The sequence below is a fragment of the Novosphingobium sp. BAM6 genome (genome assembly GCF_057784955.1).
In genome coordinates this window covers 283,365-303,129 of the sequence record NZ_JBYNTR010000003.1, presented here as the reverse complement: position 1 = coordinate 303,129, position 19,765 = coordinate 283,365, and the positions used below count along the sequence as shown (strand labels likewise).

10 protein-coding genes and 2 pseudogenes are annotated in these 19,765 nt (G+C 62.7%); 6 read left to right on the top strand and 6 right to left on the bottom strand.

What is annotated here, in order from left to right; translation table 11 throughout:
• Positions 1 to 244, bottom strand: a 244-nt coding sequence (locus tag AC3EC3_RS13155) for a transposase (RefSeq protein ID WP_488490065.1), incomplete at its 3' end; no start/stop codon positions are given.
• A gap of 149 nt (positions 245 to 393) precedes the next feature.
• Here AC3EC3_RS13155 and AC3EC3_RS13150 point away from each other — a divergent pair.
• The gene (locus tag AC3EC3_RS13150; RefSeq protein WP_488490064.1) at positions 394 to 546 is read left to right on the top strand and encodes a hypothetical protein; all 153 of its coding nucleotides are present in this window, start codon (positions 394 to 396) and stop codon (positions 544 to 546) included.
• A 561-nt stretch (positions 547 to 1,107) separates the two neighbouring features.
• On the opposite strand, the pseudogene AC3EC3_RS13145 reads toward AC3EC3_RS13150, so the two are convergent.
• The 4 genes and pseudogenes from AC3EC3_RS13145 to AC3EC3_RS13130 form a co-directional block, all read right to left on the bottom strand.
• Positions 1,108 to 1,456 (bottom strand): annotated as a pseudogene (locus AC3EC3_RS13145) (integrase core domain-containing protein); the annotation flags it as partial.
• Between the two features lie 94 nt (positions 1,457 to 1,550).
• A complete protein-coding gene (locus AC3EC3_RS13140) occupies positions 1,551 to 2,849 on the bottom strand; it encodes an HlyD family type I secretion periplasmic adaptor subunit (protein WP_488490063.1) in 1,299 nt (432 codons plus the stop codon).
• A gap of 7 nt (positions 2,850 to 2,856) precedes the next feature.
• Positions 2,857 to 4,647, bottom strand: a complete 1,791-nt coding sequence (locus AC3EC3_RS13135) for an ATP-binding cassette domain-containing protein (protein ID WP_488490062.1) — start codon at positions 4,645 to 4,647, stop codon at positions 2,857 to 2,859.
• Entirely contained in the window at positions 4,644 to 6,044 is a 1,401-nt protein-coding gene (locus tag AC3EC3_RS13130) for a TolC family protein (RefSeq protein WP_488490061.1), read from the bottom strand. Before AC3EC3_RS13130 ends, AC3EC3_RS13135 begins: the two co-directional genes overlap by 4 nt.
• 380 nt (positions 6,045 to 6,424) lie before the next feature.
• Here AC3EC3_RS13130 and AC3EC3_RS13125 point away from each other — a divergent pair, with 380 nt between their 5' ends.
• The 4 genes and pseudogenes from AC3EC3_RS13125 (at position 6,425) to AC3EC3_RS13110 (ending at position 17,562) form a co-directional block, all read left to right on the top strand.
• The gene (locus AC3EC3_RS13125; RefSeq protein ID WP_488490060.1) at positions 6,425 to 12,109 is read left to right on the top strand and encodes a Calx-beta domain-containing protein; all 5,685 of its coding nucleotides are present in this window, start codon (positions 6,425 to 6,427) and stop codon (positions 12,107 to 12,109) included.
• 340 nt (positions 12,110 to 12,449) lie between these two features.
• Positions 12,450 to 12,653: a hypothetical protein gene (locus AC3EC3_RS13120; RefSeq protein WP_488490059.1), complete on the top strand. Its 204-nt coding sequence runs from the start codon at positions 12,450 to 12,452 to the stop codon at positions 12,651 to 12,653.
• Positions 12,654 to 13,294: 641 nt separating this feature from the next.
• Positions 13,295 to 13,997, top strand: a pseudogene (locus AC3EC3_RS13115) (transposase).
• Positions 13,998 to 14,274: 277 nt separating this feature from the next.
• A complete protein-coding gene (locus tag AC3EC3_RS13110) occupies positions 14,275 to 17,562 on the top strand; it encodes an autotransporter outer membrane beta-barrel domain-containing protein (RefSeq protein ID WP_488490058.1) in 3,288 nt (1,095 codons plus the stop codon).
• A gap of 423 nt (positions 17,563 to 17,985) precedes the next feature.
• Here the strand turns inward: AC3EC3_RS13110 and AC3EC3_RS13105 are convergent, their stop codons facing one another.
• Complete coding sequence (locus tag AC3EC3_RS13105; RefSeq protein WP_488490057.1) at positions 17,986 to 18,876, bottom strand: AraC family transcriptional regulator; 891 nt, start codon at positions 18,874 to 18,876, stop codon at positions 17,986 to 17,988.
• A gap of 136 nt (positions 18,877 to 19,012) precedes the next feature.
• Between AC3EC3_RS13105 and AC3EC3_RS13100 the strand changes: the two genes are divergently transcribed.
• Entirely contained in the window at positions 19,013 to 19,756 is a 744-nt protein-coding gene (locus AC3EC3_RS13100; protein WP_488490056.1) for an SDR family NAD(P)-dependent oxidoreductase, read from the top strand.
• Positions 19,757 to 19,765: the final 9 nt, after the last annotated feature.

Below are 19,765 nucleotides of genomic sequence, written 5' to 3'. Positions count from 1 at the left end.
CGCGGACTTCACGCTCCAATGCCTTGAGCTTCTCGGCGGTCTCCGTCGGCACACCACCGCGCTTGCCGCTGTCCACCTCGGATTTCTTCACCCATTCCAGCAGCGTGTGCCCGGAACACCCAATCTTCTCGGCCACCGATGTGATCGCAGCCCAGCGAGAGGGATAATCGCCCTCGTGATCCAGAACCATCCGGATCGCCCGCTGCCGAACCTCAGGGGCAAACTTGTTCGTCGTCTTGCTCATCGTAGACCCTCACTCTCAGGAGTTAGGGCCTCCGGCAATCCCGGTGCGGTTCAGGCGTCTTCCACATCCTCTACTTGCTCAGCCTCACATGCGAGCGGGAGGGGACGGATCTCTACGACTTCGGTGGCGTGGAGAGGCACTACGCCGCGGTGAAGTCACAGATCGATGACTTCATGGCCCAGAACAAGGGACAGGCGGCCTATCGGGTGTTCCGCAGCGCCATGACGAAGCAACTCCTGGCGCGCTTCGCCCGTGGACAGCAACTTGATCTCGCATTGGAGGCGCCACTGCCTCCAGCCTAGAGCGGCGGCGCATAGGATCTGTGCTTGCGGGATTTGCTCCTAGGCAGCTTTTGTAAGTAGCAGACGTTCGCGATAGGTGATCTGAAAGACCGGCTCGGGTCGCCATCTGCCATGAATCGGATAATGCCTACGGAGCGGCGTAAGAACCTTTGACGGCATGATCGGATTTAGGGCAGACGGTCAATGCTGTCGATCTGACCATTGGCTCATGGCTCACCGAGCAGAGCGCTGTTTGTCGGTCAGCAGAAACCGGAATTATGTGTTGGCGAACGCTCTGCGAGCGCGAATCGCAGCCATCCCAATCCATGGCAATCCAATTGCAGCCAAAAGATTCCCGGGACTGCGTGGGGGAGCTTTTCCGGTGCAGTGTCATTAAGATAATGTTTTAAAAGAGGAAAATTGACATATTTGTGTTCCCGCTACCCGCTCCAGGCCTCCTTCCAAAATCACCCTAAAAATGGCATGAAACCCGCAGGAAACCCAGGTTTTTGGGCCTTGGTTCGTCCGGGTTTGACCATCTAAATTCACCCGCATCCACCCCATCTGGCGATTGACCTTCCCCGCCATTGCCACCTGAAGGTGGAGCGAAGCAGAACTGGAAGGCGGCAAGGGCGGAAAAGCTGTTTCCGGGCGCCGGGGGTCGGCAACCAAGGCTGCTGTGGGGACGGATCGTGTTGTGATGCCGCCGCCAGATTTCGATCAGCACCTTTGCCTCGGCGGGGCTGTAGACGATTTCGCCATTGCGCGACCCGTCACGAAACGAGCCGTTGACGCTCTCGTTATAGCCGTTCTCCCATGATGACGCCGGGGTGATGTAGGGCCTCTTTACCCCGATCCGGCCCAGCCATATCTGGACCGCTGTCGCGATAAATTCTCTGCCGTTATCGAACCTGATATTGGCTGGCGGGCCGCCTGCCCCGCATCACACCGGAATGGCGTCACCCCGTGATAGCCGTAGCAACCATGCCGCCCGTTCCTCAAGCACGAAGCCGGAGAAAGGCCTGTCAGCGTTCGCGAAAAGCCTCATCGCCAAGACGCGTGAACGGCGTCAGCAGGTAACGCATGACCGAGCGTCTGTCTCCGATCAGATTGACGTCAGCGATCATGCCCGGACCAATGGCCAGCGGCGTCCCCTGTGGGGAGCGAAGGCCGCGTCCATCCGCCCGCACGCGCACGGTATACCGGGATTCCCCGGTGCGCTCGTTGACGGTTGCATCCGGAGATATGCCAACCACCCGACCTTCCAGTCCGCCGTAGACGGCGTAGTCATAAGCCGTGATCTTCACGAGCGCCCGCTGGCCGATCCGCACAAACGCGATGTCTTCGGGCTTGACGCTGGCCTCGATCATCAAAGAGCCGTCGGACGGCACGATTTCCAGCAACGGATCACCGGGCTTCACCGTCCCGCCGACGGTCGTCACCAGTACGCGATTGATCCGCCCGTCCAGTGGCGCGCGCACGAGAGTGCGCTTCACCTTGTCCTGCAATGCGGGAAGCCCACGACTGCGCGCTTCCATTTCCGCCCTCGCACTGGTGAGTTCGTCCCCTGCTTTGGCACGCCAGTCCTGTCGCGCCTGCGCCATTTGGGCACTGGCTTCGGCCAGCGCAGCACGGGCTGTGGACGAGGCGGCGCTCGCAGCCGCGGCTTCTCCCGTCGCAACGGCGGCTGCATTGTCGGCCTGCACCAGCGACATGCGCGGTTCTATCCCGCGCTGGACCAGCGGACGGAGCATCTCCGCCTGCTGCCGGGCAGAATCCCGTGCCGACAGTTTGGCCGCATGCGTCGCATCGGCTTCCGCAATGGCATGCTGGGCTTGGGCCACGCGAGCGGACGCAGCCGAAAGCGTTTGCGCAAGGTCCGCCTGTCGGGTGGTATAAAGGCTCTGTTCGAGCGCGACCTGCCCCTGCATTATCGGATCATCGGTGTTCGGGAAATGTGGAGCGCGCCCGGCCACTTCCGCTTCGAGCCGGGCAACCTTGAGCGAAAGCGCCTCCACCGTCGCCTGTCCGGTGCCGTAATCGCTGGCGCTGGCGGTGCGATCGAGCCGCAACAGCGATGCTCCCCGCTTCACGTCTTCGCCCGCATGGACCAGTATCGCCGACACGATACCACCCTCCAGATTCGAAATGGTCTGAAGGTGCGCAGCCGGAATCACCCGTCCTTCGCCGTGAACAGTCCGGTCCAGCTGGGTAAAACAGGCCCAGAGGATGGCGATCACGAAGAATGCGGCAACGCTCCACAACAGCAGGTTGGACGCCGCGCGAGGTCGGATACGGTCGGAAATGTCTTCAAGATGAGCCATCGTCGTCTCAATTCGTGGCGGGCGCGGTGGTAGGCGCGACAGCGGACGCGGCGGATGCCGGGGCAGCAGAAGGGTTCGCGCGCTGCATCATCGCCTCTCGCGGACCGTCGGCGGCGATACGCCCTCCTTCAACGATCAGGATCCGGTCGACGAGGCGCAGCAGCGACGGGCGATGGGTGATGAGCAACAGGGTGCGCCCTTTCAGCTCCTGCTCCAGCCGGGCGATCAGCGCGTTTTCGCTCTGCACGTCCATTGCGCTTGTCGGCTCGTCGAACACCACCAGCGGCGGGCTTCCTGCCAGCGCACGAGCCAGCGAGATCGACTGGCGCTGACCACCCGAAAGGCTCTCGCCCCGGTCGGTCAGGCGCAGGTCATAGCCGTTGGCCATCCGTCCCATGAAATCGTGCGTGCCCGATATCCGCGCGATGCGCAGCAGTTCCTCGTCATCGATGTCGCGTTCGAGCACGATGTTCTCGCGCACCGTACCGGTCAGCAGCACACTTTCCTGCATGGCGGCACCGATGCGGCTGCGGATCAGGTCGATATCGAGCTGTCGCAAATCGGTGCCGTCGATCCGGACCATGCCGTCCTCGGGCGGATAGAGCCCCAGCGCCATGCGCGCGATGGTCGACTTGCCGGAACCGACCCGGCCCAGCAGCGCCACATGTTCACCCGGTGCGATCGTGAAGCTGACATTGTCCAGCGCCTTCTCCACGCTGCCGGGATAGCGGAAGCTGACGTTGCGGAACTCGATCTCGCCCATGAGCGACGCCGGGCGTAGCGGGATACCCTCCGGCGCCTCGGTCGGCAGGCCCATCAGGCCGTCCAGCTGGCGGTAGGCCGCACGCGTCGCCGTAAGGCGCGAAAGCAATTGCGCTATCTGGCCGAGCGGGGCGACCGCGCGACCTCCCAGCAGCGAGCAGGCGATCAATGCCCCCATCGTCAGCTCTTTCTCGGCGATCAGCGAAACGCCCAGCACGATGACCCCGGCGTAAGAGATCGTCTGCGCCGAAGTTGCGACATTCACGCCGATCGCGCCCACCAGCCTCTGCCGCAGCGCGCTGTCGGCGTGGTGATCGATGGCCCCCAGCCAGCGCCGCAGCAACAGCGGTCCGGCACCAGCCGTCTTGACCGTCTCGATCGCGCCGATGGTTTCCACCAGCACCGCCTGCTTGGCGAGACCCTGGCTCATCGAACGCGCCGAAAGCCGGTCCAGCGCAGGATAGGTCGCCAGCCCTACACCAATGACGATGGGGGCCATCGCCAGCGGCACCAGCACGACGATCCCGCCGATCGCAGCGATCACCGCAAGCGTCAGCAGGATAAAGGGAACGTCCACCAGTGCCGTCATCGTGGCCGATGCGAAGAATTCGCGCAGCGTTTCCAGCTCGCGCATCATGCCCGAAAGCTGCCCGGTCGACCCGGAGCGCAGGTCCATCCGCAGGGCCAGCAAACGCTGAAACGCGGTGCCTCCGACTGCCCGGTCGATATCCATTCCGGCGATGTCGACGAAATAGGCGCGCAAGGTGCGAAGGACGAAGTCGAACACGATGATGATGGCAAGGCCGATCGCCAGCCCCACCAGCGACGCCGTGGCATTATTGGGCACGACCCGGTCGTACACGGTCATCGAGAAGATCGACGATGCCAGACCGAACAGGTTGATCATGGCAGCCGCCAGCGCGACCTTCAGATAGATCGCCCGGTTTTCCAGCATCGGCTGTACAAGCCATTGCGCAAAGCGCCCGGCGGGCGGCTGGCCCATGAGTGGCTCGGCGTTGCGGCGGTCCCCGGTCATGGTGTGTTATCCTGAAGTCTGGAATCGATCCCGAGAGTGGGCAGAAGCTGCCCGGTGCGGGACAGAAGAACGTAATGGGCCGCATCGCGCTGGGTCAGGGCTTCTATGTAGGCCGTCGCGGCATTGACATAGGCGGTGTTGGCGCCAAGCAGGTCGAACAGGTCGCCTTTCTCCACGCGGAAGCGTTCAGCGATGACGTCGCGCGATTTGCGCGCGGCGATGTAGGCCGTCTCAAGCGCTGCGATCTGATCGCTTAACGCCGCCCGGTCCGACCACGCGATGGCGGCATCGCGGGCGGCTTCCTCCCGGATGCGCGAAGCCTTCGCATCTGCGGCAAGGGCGCGGGCCTCGACCTGATCGGCCTTCGCCCCGATCCCCCCGCCAAAGCGCATGGAAAGGCCGATGCGGGCGCGGACATCGTAGTCCGAATTGTTCTCGATGATGCCGTAGCGCCCCGCATCCAGCCCCACCTGCACTTGCGGCAGTAGACCGGCTCGGGCGTTCTTCGCGTCCAGCCGCGCGCCCTTGGCCTGCGCCTGCGCCCCGATGACGCCGGGCACGGCAAGCGCCGCATCACGCGCTTCGTCGGCAGTGCCCGGAATCTCGCCCAGCAGCGGCGCGCGGCCGATGTCGGCAGGCGGAGGCGACCCCGTTAACTGCGTGAACCGCGCTTCGGCCTGGGCCAGTTGCCGGCTGTAACCAGCGATACCGGTCGCGATCGAGGCTGCCGCGCTATCCAGCCGGGCCACATCCGTTTCAGCGGAAACGCCCTGCCGGATACGCTCCTGCAAGTCGCCGCGCCGCGCTTCGATCTCGAAGGCATAGGCCTTTTCCAGCCGTAGCAAAGTGCGATAACCGAACACGTCGTACCAGGCCGCAATCGTGCGCAAGGCGATATCGTCCGCCGCGCTGTCCACCCCCGCAGCCGCGGCACGCAAGCGGGCGCTGGCGGCCCCGATGCGGTCCGATGTCGCGCCAAAATCGACCAGCGTCTGATTGACCGAAAGCGTCGCATCGGTGCGATGCGTGGCCCGCAGGCGTTCGAGGTAATTGTCGGGATCGTTGGCGAAGTCCCGCGCCAGCGTCTTGTAGCTGGTGAGCGACGCCGTGGCAGACGGGAACAGCCCTGCGCGCGCCTCGCGCCTGGCGGCCTCTGCCTCGGTCCCCGCGGCTTCGGCTTCACCCAAGGCCGGATTGCGCGCAACGGCGGCATCGACTGCGGCCCGAAAGCTGTCGGCCGTGCCAGCGGCCCGACCCAACGCCAGAATCGGGTCGTCCTGTTCCGAAATGGCTAACGGATCTCCCGTGGGCGCAGGCAATTGAGCCGGAGCGGCCGCAGCCACGCGCACCAACGCCTGTGCCTGCGCATAACTGCTCCCCGCAAGAGCGAACACCATGACAACGCCCGCCCGGAAAAGCCCCCGGCAGGGTGGCGATATAAACATTGCTGAAGTGCGTCCCCGACCCGCCGTCTCATTCGGCCCGCGCACATTTTGCCTCGTTCCCGGCGATTGAGCAATTGCAATATTTCGACATTTTGCGATTACTTACATGTAATGTGTCTTAAAAGAGTCTTCTGAGGTAGGTAGCAGCCTGAGGGTTTGCTGCTTTGCGGAAAAGACCGCGAGGCACGTGCGAGAAGGAAATATCGGTAGCTGCTGATGGCTCTGGCCGGGGATCGAAACACCTGTGTTTCGATGCTGCGGACCTGCGCCATGTCGCTTTGTTCAGGCGCGCCACACTCGCGCGCCACATTGGGGATTAAACAGGGGTTTTCATGGCAACGTCGATTTTCATCAACGAGTTCCACTACGACAACATCGGCACGGACGCTGGCGAAGGCGTCGAGATTGCCGGTCCGGTGGGCACCGACATCACGGGCTGGTCGCTCGTCCTGTACAACGGCGGCAGCACTGCCGCGCAGGCTGCTGCGGCCACGGTTTACAACACCATTCCTCTCACCGGCACGCTGACCGATGCGGGCAACGGCCTTGGCACTTATGTCATCAGCCTGCCGGTCAACGGTTTGCAGAACGGTGATCCCGATGGCTTTGCGCTGGTCGATGCGAATGGGCAGGTCGTCCAGTTCCTCTCCTACGATGGGGTGATGACCGCCGCATCGGGACCGGCGGCCGGGATGACCAGCATCGACGTCGGCGTAAGCGAAAGCACATCAACGACGCCTGTCGGCGATTCGCTTCAGTTGACCGGCAGCGGCACGAATTACGAAGATTTCACGTGGGCCACCGAAAGCACCAGCACGTTCGGCAGCGCCAACAACGGCCAGACCTATGTGTCTGCGGCAGGCCCCTCGGGTCCGACCGTTGCCATCTCCGCCCTCGCAGCTTCGGCCAGTGAAGGCGCGCCGGGCGCGACCACGGACCTGACCTTCACCGTGATCCGCAGCGAGGCCTCCGGTGCCGCCAGCGTGGACTGGGCCGTTACCGGCGCCGCCACCAATGGCGCGGATGCGGCTGACTTCGGCGGCACCCTGCCTTCGGGCACCGTCACCTTCGCAGACGGCGAGACGACCGCCACCATCACCGTGCAGGTGAGCGGCGACCACGTTGCCGAGAACGACGAAGGCTTCGTGGTCACGCTGGCCAACGCCAGCGACATGACGATCACCACGCCCAGCGCCACCGGCACGATCCTCAATGACGATGCCGCCGGTGCCCTCTCGGTCGCCGATGCCAGCATTGCCGAGGGCAACTCCGGTGAAACCGAACTGCACTTCACCGTCACCCGCAGCGGCGGCAGCGACGGCGAGGCCAGCGTCGCCTACGCGCTCGACCTCAATGGCACCGCCACGGCGGATGACTTCACCGGCGAGAACAGCGGCACGGTGACTTTCGCCGACGGCCAGACCACCGCCGATATCGTCATTCACGTTGCGGGCGATACGACGTACGAAGCCGACGAAACCTTCGGCCTGACGCTCAGCGATGCAACCGGCGGCGCCACCATCGCCACGGCCTCTGCCACGGGTACGATCACCAACGACGACGACGCCCCGGAAGCGGGCACACTGTCCATCGGCGACGCCTCTATCGTCGAGGGCAACACCGGCGTCCAGTCGATGACGTTCACGATCACACGCGACAACGGCAGCACCGGTGCCGCCACGGTCGACTACACGCTGGCGCACGGCACCACCGATGCCTCCGATTTCGCGGCCAACCAGGCCTACACCGGGACGGTAACGTTCGCGGAGGGCCAGACCAGCGCCACGTTGCTCGTCGGCATCCTTGGCGATACCCGCATCGAGGCGGACGAGACCTTCACCGTCACGCTCGGCAATCCGACCGGCGGCATCGGCATTCTGGATGGCGACGCAGTGGGCACGATCACCAACGATGATCCCACCAGCCAGGTCTTCGTCAACGAAATCCACTACGACAATGTCGGCACCGACAGCGGCGAGGCGATCGAACTCGCCGGCCCAGCCGGCACCGATCTGACCGGCTGGACGCTGGTCCTGTACAACGGCACCACCAGCAGCGTGTACAGCACCACTGCGCTGACCGGCACGATCCCCGATCAGAGCAACGGTTATGGCACGCTCGAATTCGACTACCCGGTAAACGGCATCCAGAACGGCAGCCCCAGCGGCGTCGCGCTGGTCGATGCCTCGGGCCATGTCGTGCAGTTCCTGTCCTACGAAGGCACGATGACCGCTGCCAACGGCGCGGCGCAGGGCATGACCAGCACCGATATCGGCGTGTCCGAAACCAGTGTGACAACAGGCTATTCGCTTCAGCTGACCGGCGAAGGCGCGAACTATAGCGATTACACCTGGCAGCAGGCGGCAGAGAATACCTTCGGTTCGATCAACACAGGCCAGACCTTCCTGCCCGCAGACGGTCCCAGCACGATCCGCGTCACCGACACGCAGGTTTCCGAAGGCGACAGCGGCACGCAAGCGCTGACCTTCACCATCACCCGCGCAGGCGGTTCGGCAGCGGAAGCCACGGTCGATTACCATATCGACCTCGGCACGGTATCGACCGACGATATCACCCCAACCGTACTGGACGGCACGCTGACCTTCGCGGTCGGCGAAACCGCCAAACAGATCACCATCGGTGTTCTGGGCGATACCGTGGGTGAAAATAACGAGCAGCTCACCCTCACCCTGTCCAACCCGAGCGACAATGCCTCGCTGGCAACGGACAGCGCCACCGGCACCATCGTCAACGACGATCCGGTCGAACTCGCGATCTACCAGATCCAGGGCGCGGGCCACACATCGGCCTATGTCGACCAGACCGTGACGACGACCGGTATCGTCACCGCGATCAGCGACGACAGTTTCTGGATCCAGGACCCGACCAGCCACCGCGATACCGGCGCTTCGGACGCCATTCAGGTCTATGTCGGCTCTGCCCCCACCGTCACCATCGGCGATGCCGTGTCGGTTTCGGGCGTCGTGGACGAATACCAGCCCGCCACCGGTTCACTGACCGTGACCGAGATCGCCTCATCCGATGTCACCGTGATCTCGCACGGCAACGACCTGCCCGCCGCGACGGTGATCGGCGTGGACGGTATCCTGCCGCCCACGCAGGTAATCGATGACGATGGCCTGACCTCGTACGATCCCGGAACGGACGGTATCGACTTCTACGAATCGCTCGAAGGCATGCTCGTCACCGTGGAACAGCCAATCGTGGTTGCACCCAGCGACGGCAACGTGACCTATGTCGTCGCCTCGCAGGGCGAAGGCGCCACCGGCATGAACGAGCGTGGCGGTATCACCTTCTCGGCAGACGATCAGAACCCCGAGCGGATCGAGATCTACACCGACAGCTCGGTGCATGCCTCGACCAACACCGATCACTCGCTGGGCGATGTGTTGGGCGATGTCACCGGCATCATGAGCTATTACAACTCCTACGAGGTTATCCCGACGCAGGACGTGACGACCGTGGTCGACAAGACGACGACCAAGGAAGTTACGGAGCTTGCCGGAGACGACACCCACCTGTCCGTCGCCAGCTTCAACGTAGAGAATGCCGATCCGACCGACCCGCAGGAGAAGTTCGACGCCATCGGCGACGAAATCGTCAACCACCTCGGCACGCCGGACATCATCTCGCTTCAGGAGATTCAGGATGCCGACGGTGCCGGCAGCGGCACCGACCTGTCGGGTGCGGCCACGGCACAGAAGATCATCGACGCCATCGTGGCGGCAGGCGGCCCCACCTACGTCTACGTCGAGGTTACGCCGACCGAAGCGGGCTCCACCGGCGGTGAGCCGGGGGGCAACATCCGCAACGGCATCCTCTACAATCCCGATCGTGTCGATTATGTCGAAGGCAGCGCCGAACTGGTCCCCGGCGATGCCTTCATCGGCAGCCGCAGCCCGCTCGCGGCCGAATTCACCTTCAACGGTGAAACGGTTACGATCGTCGATGTCCACTCCACCTCGCGCGGCGGCTCCGACCTCGCCTGGGGCGACACGCAGCCCCCGGTGCAGGCCGGCGACACGTCGCGCACCGCACAGGCCGAGGCGATCAAGGCCTATACCGACGCGCTGCAAGCCGAGAATCCTGACGCCAAGATCGCGGTGATGGGTGACTTCAACGGCTACTATTACGAAGACGCGCTGAGCACTTTGACCAACGACGGTCAGCTCACCAACCTCTACACCCTGCTGCCCGAGGAAGAGCGCTACTCCTACCTCTACGAAGGCGCATCGCAGGCTTTCGACAACATCGTGGTCAGCGACAATCTGGTGGGCGGCGCATCGTTCGACGTCGTTCACGTCAACGCGGAGCAGGAAACCCAGCTCATCACCGACCATGATCAGGTCGTGGCGACGCTCTACATTCCGGGCGCAACCGCCAACACCGCGCCAACCGATGTCGCCATCGATAATGCTTCGGTGGCCGAAAACGCGGCTGCCGGAACGGTGGTCGGCACCGTCACCGCCGTCGATCCCGAAGGCGCGGCTCTCACTTATGCCCTCGTGGACAACGCCGATGGCCTCTTCGCCATTGACGCCGCGACCGGTGTTGTCACCACCACCGCACCGCTTGACCATGAGACCCTCGCCAGCGCCGCAATCACGGTAGCTGTCACCGATGCCGGTGGGCTCACTACCGAACAGGCCCTGACGATTGCCGTCACTGACGTGAACGAAGCCCCGGCAGGCGTCACCATCGACAGCGCCACAGTTACCGAAAACGCGGCTGGCGGCACGGTGATCGGTACGCTCGATGCGCATGATCCCGATGCGAACGATGTCATTACCTATACGCTTGCCAGCGACGACGATCGCTTCGTCATCCAGAACAACCAGCTGGTCGTCGCAGCCGGTGCCGTGATCGATTACGAGGTGGAGCGCAGCATTACGCTGGCTGTTACCGCCACCGATCAGGCAGGGCTTGCCACGACCTCAAACCTGACGCTGGCGGTTACCGACGTTGCGGAAACTTTCCCCGGCACCAGCGGCAATGACACCATCGTCGGTGATAGCGGGGCCAACACGATCAGCGGCGGCGACGGTAACGACACCATTTCCGGCGGTGCCGGAAACGACGTGATCAATGGCGGTGCCGGTAATGACATCATCGATGGCGGCCCCGGCAACGACACGATCACGCTAGGCACGGGCAGTGACGAAGTGCACAGCCTGCTCGCCAACCTGCTGGGCGATACGATCACCGACTTCGGCGCGGACGATCGCATCGTCATACTGGACAGCGACGTGCATCGCGGGGACTTCACGACCTCCGGCACATCGGTGGTGTTCAAGGACGGCTCGTTCACACTCGGCGCCGGGCTTTCGGGTGGCGATCTGATGGTGGCCCACTCGGGTACAGACAGCATCCTGACGTTCAACGAGTACCTCGCCGAACTCAGCGACAAGACCGCCGTATCCGAAAACGCGATCAACGGTATCGTCAACCAGGCCTATCTCAACGGCGATACCTCGGACAGCTTCGAAATCTCGGTAGAAGCAGCCAGTGGTGCAGCCTACCACAACACCATCGGCGTCTACGAAATCGATACCACGACGGGCGAAATCTCCGATGTGCGCATCGTCGTGGCTGATGCCAAGAGCGGTGGCACCGTCACTGTCGATGGCGTCGAGGCGGGTTACGATCTGGGCTTCTTCCTGGTACAGGACGGCGCCAAGACGCTCAGTTCCAGCCAACTGAGCAGCGACAGCCTCTCGATCGTCGAACAGAACGGCCACTATGCCCTGGCCGATAACGGTTCGGTGATTTCGGGGGCGACGACGTTCTTCTCGACCTCCGCTGCGGCCAACTCGGATGGCGCCCAGCACGTCCTGTCCGGCGTCGCCTCGGACGGCTCGGGCGATATTCGCATCGGCTTCGAGGATCTGGCACGTTCAGGCAGCACGTCCGACAACGATTTCCAGGACGTCATCCTGAATGTCGAGGCCGTGGCAGTGGCGCATCCAATCCCTGAAGCACTCGTGCTGCACGGTTGATCTCGAACGCGTTACCGAAAAGGTATCAGAAAAAGCCGTCCGCCTAGTCAAGCGGGCGGCTTTTCACATTCTGGCGCGGCGACGAGCCTGCCTGACGGTTCAATGATCTATCCGCCCGCCCCCTCCCGAACAGTGGGGATTGAAGAGGTTCCTCGTCTTCGCATTCCGAACTCTCAGCTTTGGGCAGACGGGCAGAGCGGCCTGCCGCGGACCTTGGCCCTGAAGACCGGCGTTTTCTGGGAATCCGGCTCCCCGGCGCGAGGGCAATAACTGCTCGAACAACCGCATCATCAAGATCAGCACTTACGAAGCGCGCGTGCTGGATGGCCTGCAACGGCACATGCTCGATCCACGCCTGGTCGCGATCTGGATCAAGGAATTCTACAAAGAGCGCACGCTCCGAACCGCCGCCCTTATGAAGGGGCGCACGACGCTGGAACGGCGTGCCAACGATACCTCAGCCAAGGTTGAACGCCTGGTCGCGGCAATCGCAGGCGGTGCCGGTGAATTTCAGGAGATTCGGGATGCCCTTGGCAAGGCATGATCGCGACACAGCTGCCGAAAAACTCGCCGGACTGGACGCGCTTTCCGTCATCACCCTGCCCCCCGCCATCGCAGAAGACTCTCGCCGTCAGGTCGAGCAGCTGACGTCAACGACAGCGCCCCCGCCGCTCGCGAACAAACCCTCCCCGCCATCCGCCAGCTGACTGATCGCGTAATCCTCACGCCGAATGAAAACGGCCGAGGCGTAAGGGGTAGAAGTTCAAGGTCGGCTTGCCGCCATCATCGGCCTCGCCATGGGGCAGCCATGCCCGAGACTATCTCGTGGACCCTATCAAGGCAGCCCAACGAAGCCCCGTTCGAAAGCCACTTACTCTTCCGGTGGAGGTGAAGGGAATTTAATTTGAGGCAATTTATATATATTGCTTATAGTTACCGTCGATCCTTGCAGCAATGCCCCCCAAACAATGCCCGGGAATTTCTAGCTGCAGTTGGACTGCCATGGACAGGGAATCGCGCTAGATTCGAGTGACTGGACTTGGGACCTTGCGCTCGGTCCGCTTCGGAGCATCGAATGTCGCTAGCTGACACTTAGAGACTATTGGGGAAATCGGTGATGGGGGTGCCGAGCGGCTTTGCGCTTGTTTCAGGCTCTGCAAATAATCCCAGCAAAGCCAAGGGCGAATGGCCCCGATTGCCAAAAATACGAAGCATTATTCCAGTGATCTGGCCGATGAGGCATGGGATCGCCTGTACCTCTGATGCCAAGGCGGGGCCATCCACGCGAAGTGGATTGTCGCGAGGTCACCAACGCCGTGCGCTACCTTTACTCGTTCGGGTTTCAGCTGGCGAATGCTGTCGTTTCATGTCGGAGCATGGCAGACCGTTTATGGCTGGTTTCGGGAATTGGCTTGCAGATTCCTGTTCCAGACAATCTATGATATCGAACTGATGCTTGATCGCGAGCTCTAGGGGCGGAAGGCTCAGTCCGAACGCAGCAGGGATCGACTACCGACCGGTTAATGCACCATCGTCAGAAAAGCGGGGTTTGGCACAGGTAAGAAGGTTGTCGGGCGCAAATGGCACATGGCCATAGATACGGATGGACAGCTGCTCATGGCTGACCTGACCACTGCAGACATCTCGGGCAATGCCGGCGTAGCGATCAACAACAGGGCTTCAAGATCCTGCCCCGATAATGGGTCGTCGAGCGGGCCTTCGATTGGGTGATCCAATGGTGCGATTGGTCCGTGATTACGAGAAGGGCATCCACGCCTCGCAGGCCATGATTCTCGCCGCAGCGGGTGGAAAGCTCCTACGCCGAAACGCTCTGCCCCGATTTCTAAACGGACTCTCGGTGCCCATGGACGCCTTGAGCACAACATAGACGCGACACAGACGTCATTCTTTCGCGTTGATATCAAAAAATACTGTGAATTTGGTATTTTGCAGAGATTCTTGGAGGGTTTTGTTAACCAACGAAATTTAGGGGCCCTATTCGAAAGCCACTGCTTTCATCACATGTGGGGCAATAAATGATCAATCGCGTTCGCGCCGCTCAAATCAAAGCGGCCCTGTTTACAAGCGTATCTCTTGCAGTCATGGCAAGTTCGCCAGCTAAAGCAGATTCCGTCGTTCTCGAAGGTAACTATATCGAGATTGGCGTGAGCGATATCGGGACCATCGGTTACGGTGGAAACACCGAACCGGGCATCCTGTACGACGGCACTGGCACAAAGACCTTCAACACCGCGAACGATTACCTGACGCCGGGCTCGCCGTGGGAGATGTTTACTGTGGCCGGATCGAGCGCCGCAGGCACCTTCAGCTACACCAACAACAATGCCGGTGAAAAAGACATCGCAGGATCGCTGACGGACTACAGCGGCACCGCCTATGCGGGGACGACCTACGATCACCGGGCGGTCTGGACGGGCGGCGTCACCAGCCTGTTCGACATCACCAACGACTACAGCTTCAACGACAACGATCAGGCGATTTCGATCACCACGACGCTGACGGCGGATACGGACCTGACCAACGTCACGTTCGCGCGCGGCATCGATCCCGATGCCGTTGCCGCCGCAGGCGATTCGTCGGCGACCAACAACTATCGCGGCACCGACACGATTTCGGCCAACGATCTGGTCTATGCCGAAGCGCTGGTCTCGAAATACGTGATTGGCCTCTATACCGACAGCGACATCGCACACAATTCGGCCGTGACCGGCTGGAGCACGGACACTGCTTCCTATATTTCGGGGACCGACGTCGGTAACGGCGACAACACCATCGGCATCGGCTTCACGATCGGCGACATGGCCGCAGGCAGCACCACCACGCTGAAGTACAGCTATGTCTTCGGTACCGACATCAGCGCCGCGATCGATGACAACGTTGCCGTGACGCCGAACATCACCGGCACCGCCTATATCGGCGATCTGCTGGCCGGCAGCGTCAATCCCACCTTCGACGGCGGAACACTGGAGACCGAGGCAAGCGGCAGCCTTTCGTTCGATTTCACCGTGACCTCGAACAACGGCACCATCGATACCGATGGCAACGACGTGGCGATCATCGGCTCGATCACCGGTGACGGCGGCTTGACGAAGACCGGCGAAGGCACGCTGGTCCTGACCGGTGCCAACACCTATTCCGGCGGAACCACCATCGCCGAAGGCACGCTGGTCGGCAGCACCGACAGCATCCAGGGCGCCATCGTCAACAACGCCGCACTGATCATCGACCAGGATACCGACGGCACCCTTGCCAGCGACATGTCGGGCACCGGCTCGTTCACCAAGGACGGCGCAGGCAACGTTACACTGACGGGTACGAACAGCTATACCGGCGGCACCACGATTGCGGCGGGCACACTGACCGGCACGACCCAGAGCCTGCAGGGCAACATGGTGGACAACGCCACGCTCGTCTTCGATCAGGCCAGCGACGGCACGTTCGCGGGCGACGTCTCGGGCACCGGCTCACTGACGAAGCAGGGCGATGGCACGCTGACGCTGACCGGTACGAACAGCTACACCGGCGGCACCACCGTCACGGCAGGTACGCTCGTCGGCAACACCCAGAGCCTTCAGGGCAATGTGGTGGACAACGCCACGCTCGTCTTCGATCAGGGCAGCGACGGTGCTTTCGCGGGCGACGTTTCGGGCACCGGCTCGCTGACGAAGCAGGGCGACGGTACGCTGACGCTGACCGGCACGAACAGCTACACCGGCGGCACCACCGTCGCGGCGGGCACGCTCGTCGGCAACACCGACAGCATCCAGGGCCCCGTGCTCGACAACGCGGCGCTGACCTTCGACCAGTCGTACAACGGCACCTATGCCGACACGATCAGCGGCACCGGCAGCCTGACGAAATCGGGCAGCGGTGCGGTCAACCTGACCGGCGTGAGCGACTACACCGGCGCGACCACGGTGACGGCAGGCCGTCTGGCGGTGAACGGGTCGATCGAGAACTCGGTCGTCAGCGTTGACGATGGCGGCACCATCGGCGGCAACGGCATCATCGGCGGCCTGATCGTTCACAGCAACGGCAAGGCGGCACCGGGCAACTCGATCGGCCAACTCAACGTGGCGGGTAACGTGACGTTCGAGAAGGGCTCGATCTACGAGGCCGAGATCGACGCGGCGGGCCATTCCGACCTGATCGTTGCCAGCGGCAAGGCAAACATCGAAGGCGGCACGGTCAGCGTGCTGGCGCAGAACGGCAACTACAAGCCGCAGGGCACCTATCTGATCCTGACCGCCAATCAGGGTGTATCGGGCGCGTTCGATGCCGTCACCAGCAACCTTGCATTCCTGGTGCCGACGCTCTCGTACTCGACCGATGGCGTGTTCGTCACGATGACGCGCAACGACGTCACGTTCGCACAGGCCGGCACCACGGCCAACCAGCGTACGACCGGTGCGGCTATCGATGGCCTCTTCAAGATCGGCACACCGATCTATGACGCTCTGGTCAGTTCCTCGACGTCTGAAATCGGCAGTGGCCTCGACGCCATGTCAGGCGAGATCCATGCCTCTGCTCTGTCTGCGGTGGCGGACGATGCCGCCGGCCTTCGCCGCACCCTGCTCGACCGTGCCGCCAGCCCGATCGATCCGGACCATCATATCGCCCTGTGGGGCGATGCCAGCGGCAACTGGCTCAAGCGCGACGCCAGCGCTTCGACGGCCAAGGTTTCGACCTCGGGCTATCGCATGATGGCCGGTGTCGATGTCTCATTCGGCAATCACTTCCGGATCGGAGCAGCCGGCGGAACCTCGAACATCACCGCAAACGTGACGCAGCGCGCGTCGCAGGCGGATGTCGACGGCACGTTCGGTGCGATCTATGCGAACGCAGCATTAGGCCCGGTCCGTCTGCGTGCCGGCGCGACCTACGCAGGCCTGACCTTCAAGACCACCCGTTCGATCGACTATCGTACACTACAGGAAACCCTGAAGGCGAAATACGACGGCTCCACCAAGCAGGTGTTCGGTGAGGCCGGCCTTGTCCTCCCGCTCGGTGCAGGTTCGGTCGAGCCGTTTGCCGGCTTTACCGGCATGTGGCTGAAGAACGACAGCTTCACCGAGACTGGCGGAACGGCCGCACTCCAGGCCGATGGGCGAACGCATGGCGGCTATGGTTGGACCACCGTGGGCATGCGCGCAACCGTGGGAGACCAGACCTCTCCGATCGTCGGCCACGCCAAGGTGGCCTGGGAACACGCGACCAGCAGCGTCGATGTGGTCTCGGTCCAGTCGTTCGCGGCAGGCGGGGATGCGTTCTCGATCTATGGCGCCCCGCTGTCGCGCAACGCCATGAATCTGGATGCAAGCCTGGAGTGGCGTGCGACCGGCGCGCTTTCTTTCACGGTCGGTTACACCGGCGTGATTGGCAGCCGCAACACCGACAACGGCATCCGCGGATCGGCTGTTTTCCGCTTCTGACCGCGCGCACCGGTGACGGTGCACGCTATGATACCAAGAGGCGCCCGGCTATAGTCGGGCGCCTTTATTGTGCAGGCGATCCTCTTGTGCATCGAAGACTGCGCGTATTGAACTGCCGCCGCGCTTTCGCAGCAGGCCAATTACGCTGAAGCAGGAGCCATCAGGGCAACGTCTTGTCGAGTTCGCGTGCCAGAAACGTGAAAAGTCAGATGGCTCCGACGCTTAAACTCAGGCGGCGAGTCTTGCTCTCCCAAATTGGCAAAGCAGACTGTCTGCACGTGCGGATCGAGAAATCGCGGCTGAGCGATTTGAATGGGTCGGGGTGCGATGGGCAGGGCTTGGGACATTGCTGCCATTCACCTGCAGTTTGCGAACGACCGCTTCGAGCTGGATTGCCGACGTTGTCACGGTCACAGGTGGCCGTCAGGCCAAGCGGTCACGTAGCTCGCGCTGAACCCGGCGCACGTCCCTTGCGGGCGGCTGGCCAAAGAAACGCGTATATTCCCGAGTGAATTGGGACTGGCTTTCATACCCCACCTCATAAGCCACCGCAGCGGTGCTCTGGGCGCTGGCGATCAGCAGCATTCGCGCCTGAAGCAGGCGGATACGTTTCTGAAACTGCAGCGGGCTCATCGCCGTCGCGGCCTTGAAGTGGCGATGAAAGGCTGAGGTGCTCATTGCAGCGATCTCGGCAAGGGCCTCCACCCGCAACGGCACCTTGAAGTTCGTGCGGATCCACTGGATGGCGAGCCGGACGCGCGACAGGGCGGTGTCGGGCGTGGCGATGTCGCGCAGCATTGCGCCATGCGGCCCCTGCAACACCCGATACAGGATTTCGCGTTCGTAGGCGGGGGCCAGCGCGGCAATGTCGGCCGGATTATCGATCAGTCGCAGCATGCGCAGCCACGCATCGAGCAACTCGGGCGTCACCAACGCTACCGAGAACCCGCTCGAACACGGCGGCGGGGCGACATGGCCGAGATCGGTAAGCATCATGCCCACGATCTGCGGGTCGATCGTGAGGCTGACAGCCAGATAGGGGTTGCCGGCCGCGTCCGGGCACACCTCGCCGACAGCGGGCAGATCCAGCGACATCACGAAATAGCTGGCTGGATCGTAGCGCATCGTCCGCTCGCCGATCGTCATCGCCTTGCTGCCGGTTAGGATCAGGTTGATCATCGGATCATAGACCGCCGCCAGTTCGTGTTCTGGGATCGCGCCCTGGACCATCGCCACGCGCGGAATGCCGGTTTCGGTGCGCCTGTTCTGGGCGTTCGCAGCAAGACGGCGCAGTTCCGCAAGTTGGTTTTCCATGTGCCGCTTGTGCGCCTCTCACGCGGCCGCCGCAAACGCAAAGCAGGAATAGGCAAAATCGAGGGAGGATCGGGCGCAGCCGCTAACTGGCCGGACAGCTATCTCAAGACCACACGAAAAACAGCGGAGCACCCCCATGAAGATTACGATCATCACTGGCGGTAGCCGCGGCCTCGGTCGCGCCGCCGCCATAGCTTGCGCGGCGCAGGGCCAGGGCGTCATCCTCTCCTATAACCGCAATCCGGAGCAGGCGGTCGAGGTGGTTCAATCGATCGAGGCGAACGGCGGCAAGGCTGTCACGCTCAAGCTCGACGTCGCCGATGTCGCCTCCTTTCCCGGCTTTCGGGATGATGTCGTCGTCGCCCTGTCGAAGCTCTGGGGCCGCGGCGACTTCGACCACCTGGTCAACAATGCCGGCTATGGCCTGTTCAACCCGATCGCCAGCGTGAGCGAAGCCGAATTCGACGGCCTGTTCGCTGTCCACCTCAAGGGGCCGTTCTTCCTCACCCAGATGCTGTTGCTGCTGCTTGCCGATGGCGGCGCGATCGTGAACCTGACCAGCGCAACCACGCGCGTGGCGACGCCGGGCGTGGCACCCTATGCTTCATTCAAGGGCGGTCTCGACGTGCTCACGCGCTATATGGCGAAGGAGTTCCGCGATCGCGGCATCCGTGCCAACGCTGTTTCGCCGGGCGCCATTCGCACAGAGTTGGGCGGCGGTCTCAACGATGAATTCGAAGCGATACTGGCCGCGCAGACCGCGCTTGGGCGGGTCGGGGAGCCTGACGATGTGGGCGACGCCATTGCCAGCCTGCTGTCGGACGCCAACCGCTGGATCAACGCGCAGACGATCGAAGTCGCCGGCGGTTACGTCATCTGAACAGGAGAT

What these genes read in the sequence shown, in the direction of transcription:
- AC3EC3_RS13140 (WP_488490063.1), bottom strand. Translation starts at nt 2,849, where the DNA reads ATGGCTCATCTTGAAGACATTTCCGACCGTATCCGACCTCGCGCGGCG.
- AC3EC3_RS13135 (WP_488490062.1), bottom strand. Translation starts at nt 4,647, where the DNA reads ATGACCGGGGACCGCCGCAACGCCGAGCCACTCATGGGCCAGCCGCCC.
- AC3EC3_RS13130 (WP_488490061.1), bottom strand. Translation starts at nt 6,044, where the DNA reads ATGGTGTTCGCTCTTGCGGGGAGCAGTTATGCGCAGGCACAGGCGTTG.
- AC3EC3_RS13125 (WP_488490060.1), top strand. Translation starts at nt 6,425, where the DNA reads ATGGCAACGTCGATTTTCATCAACGAGTTCCACTACGACAACATCGGC.
- AC3EC3_RS13120 (WP_488490059.1), top strand. Translation starts at nt 12,450, where the DNA reads ATGCTCGATCCACGCCTGGTCGCGATCTGGATCAAGGAATTCTACAAA.
- AC3EC3_RS13105 (WP_488490057.1), bottom strand. Translation starts at nt 18,876, where the DNA reads ATGGAAAACCAACTTGCGGAACTGCGCCGTCTTGCTGCGAACGCCCAG.
- AC3EC3_RS13100 (WP_488490056.1), top strand. Translation starts at nt 19,013, where the DNA reads ATGAAGATTACGATCATCACTGGCGGTAGCCGCGGCCTCGGTCGCGCC.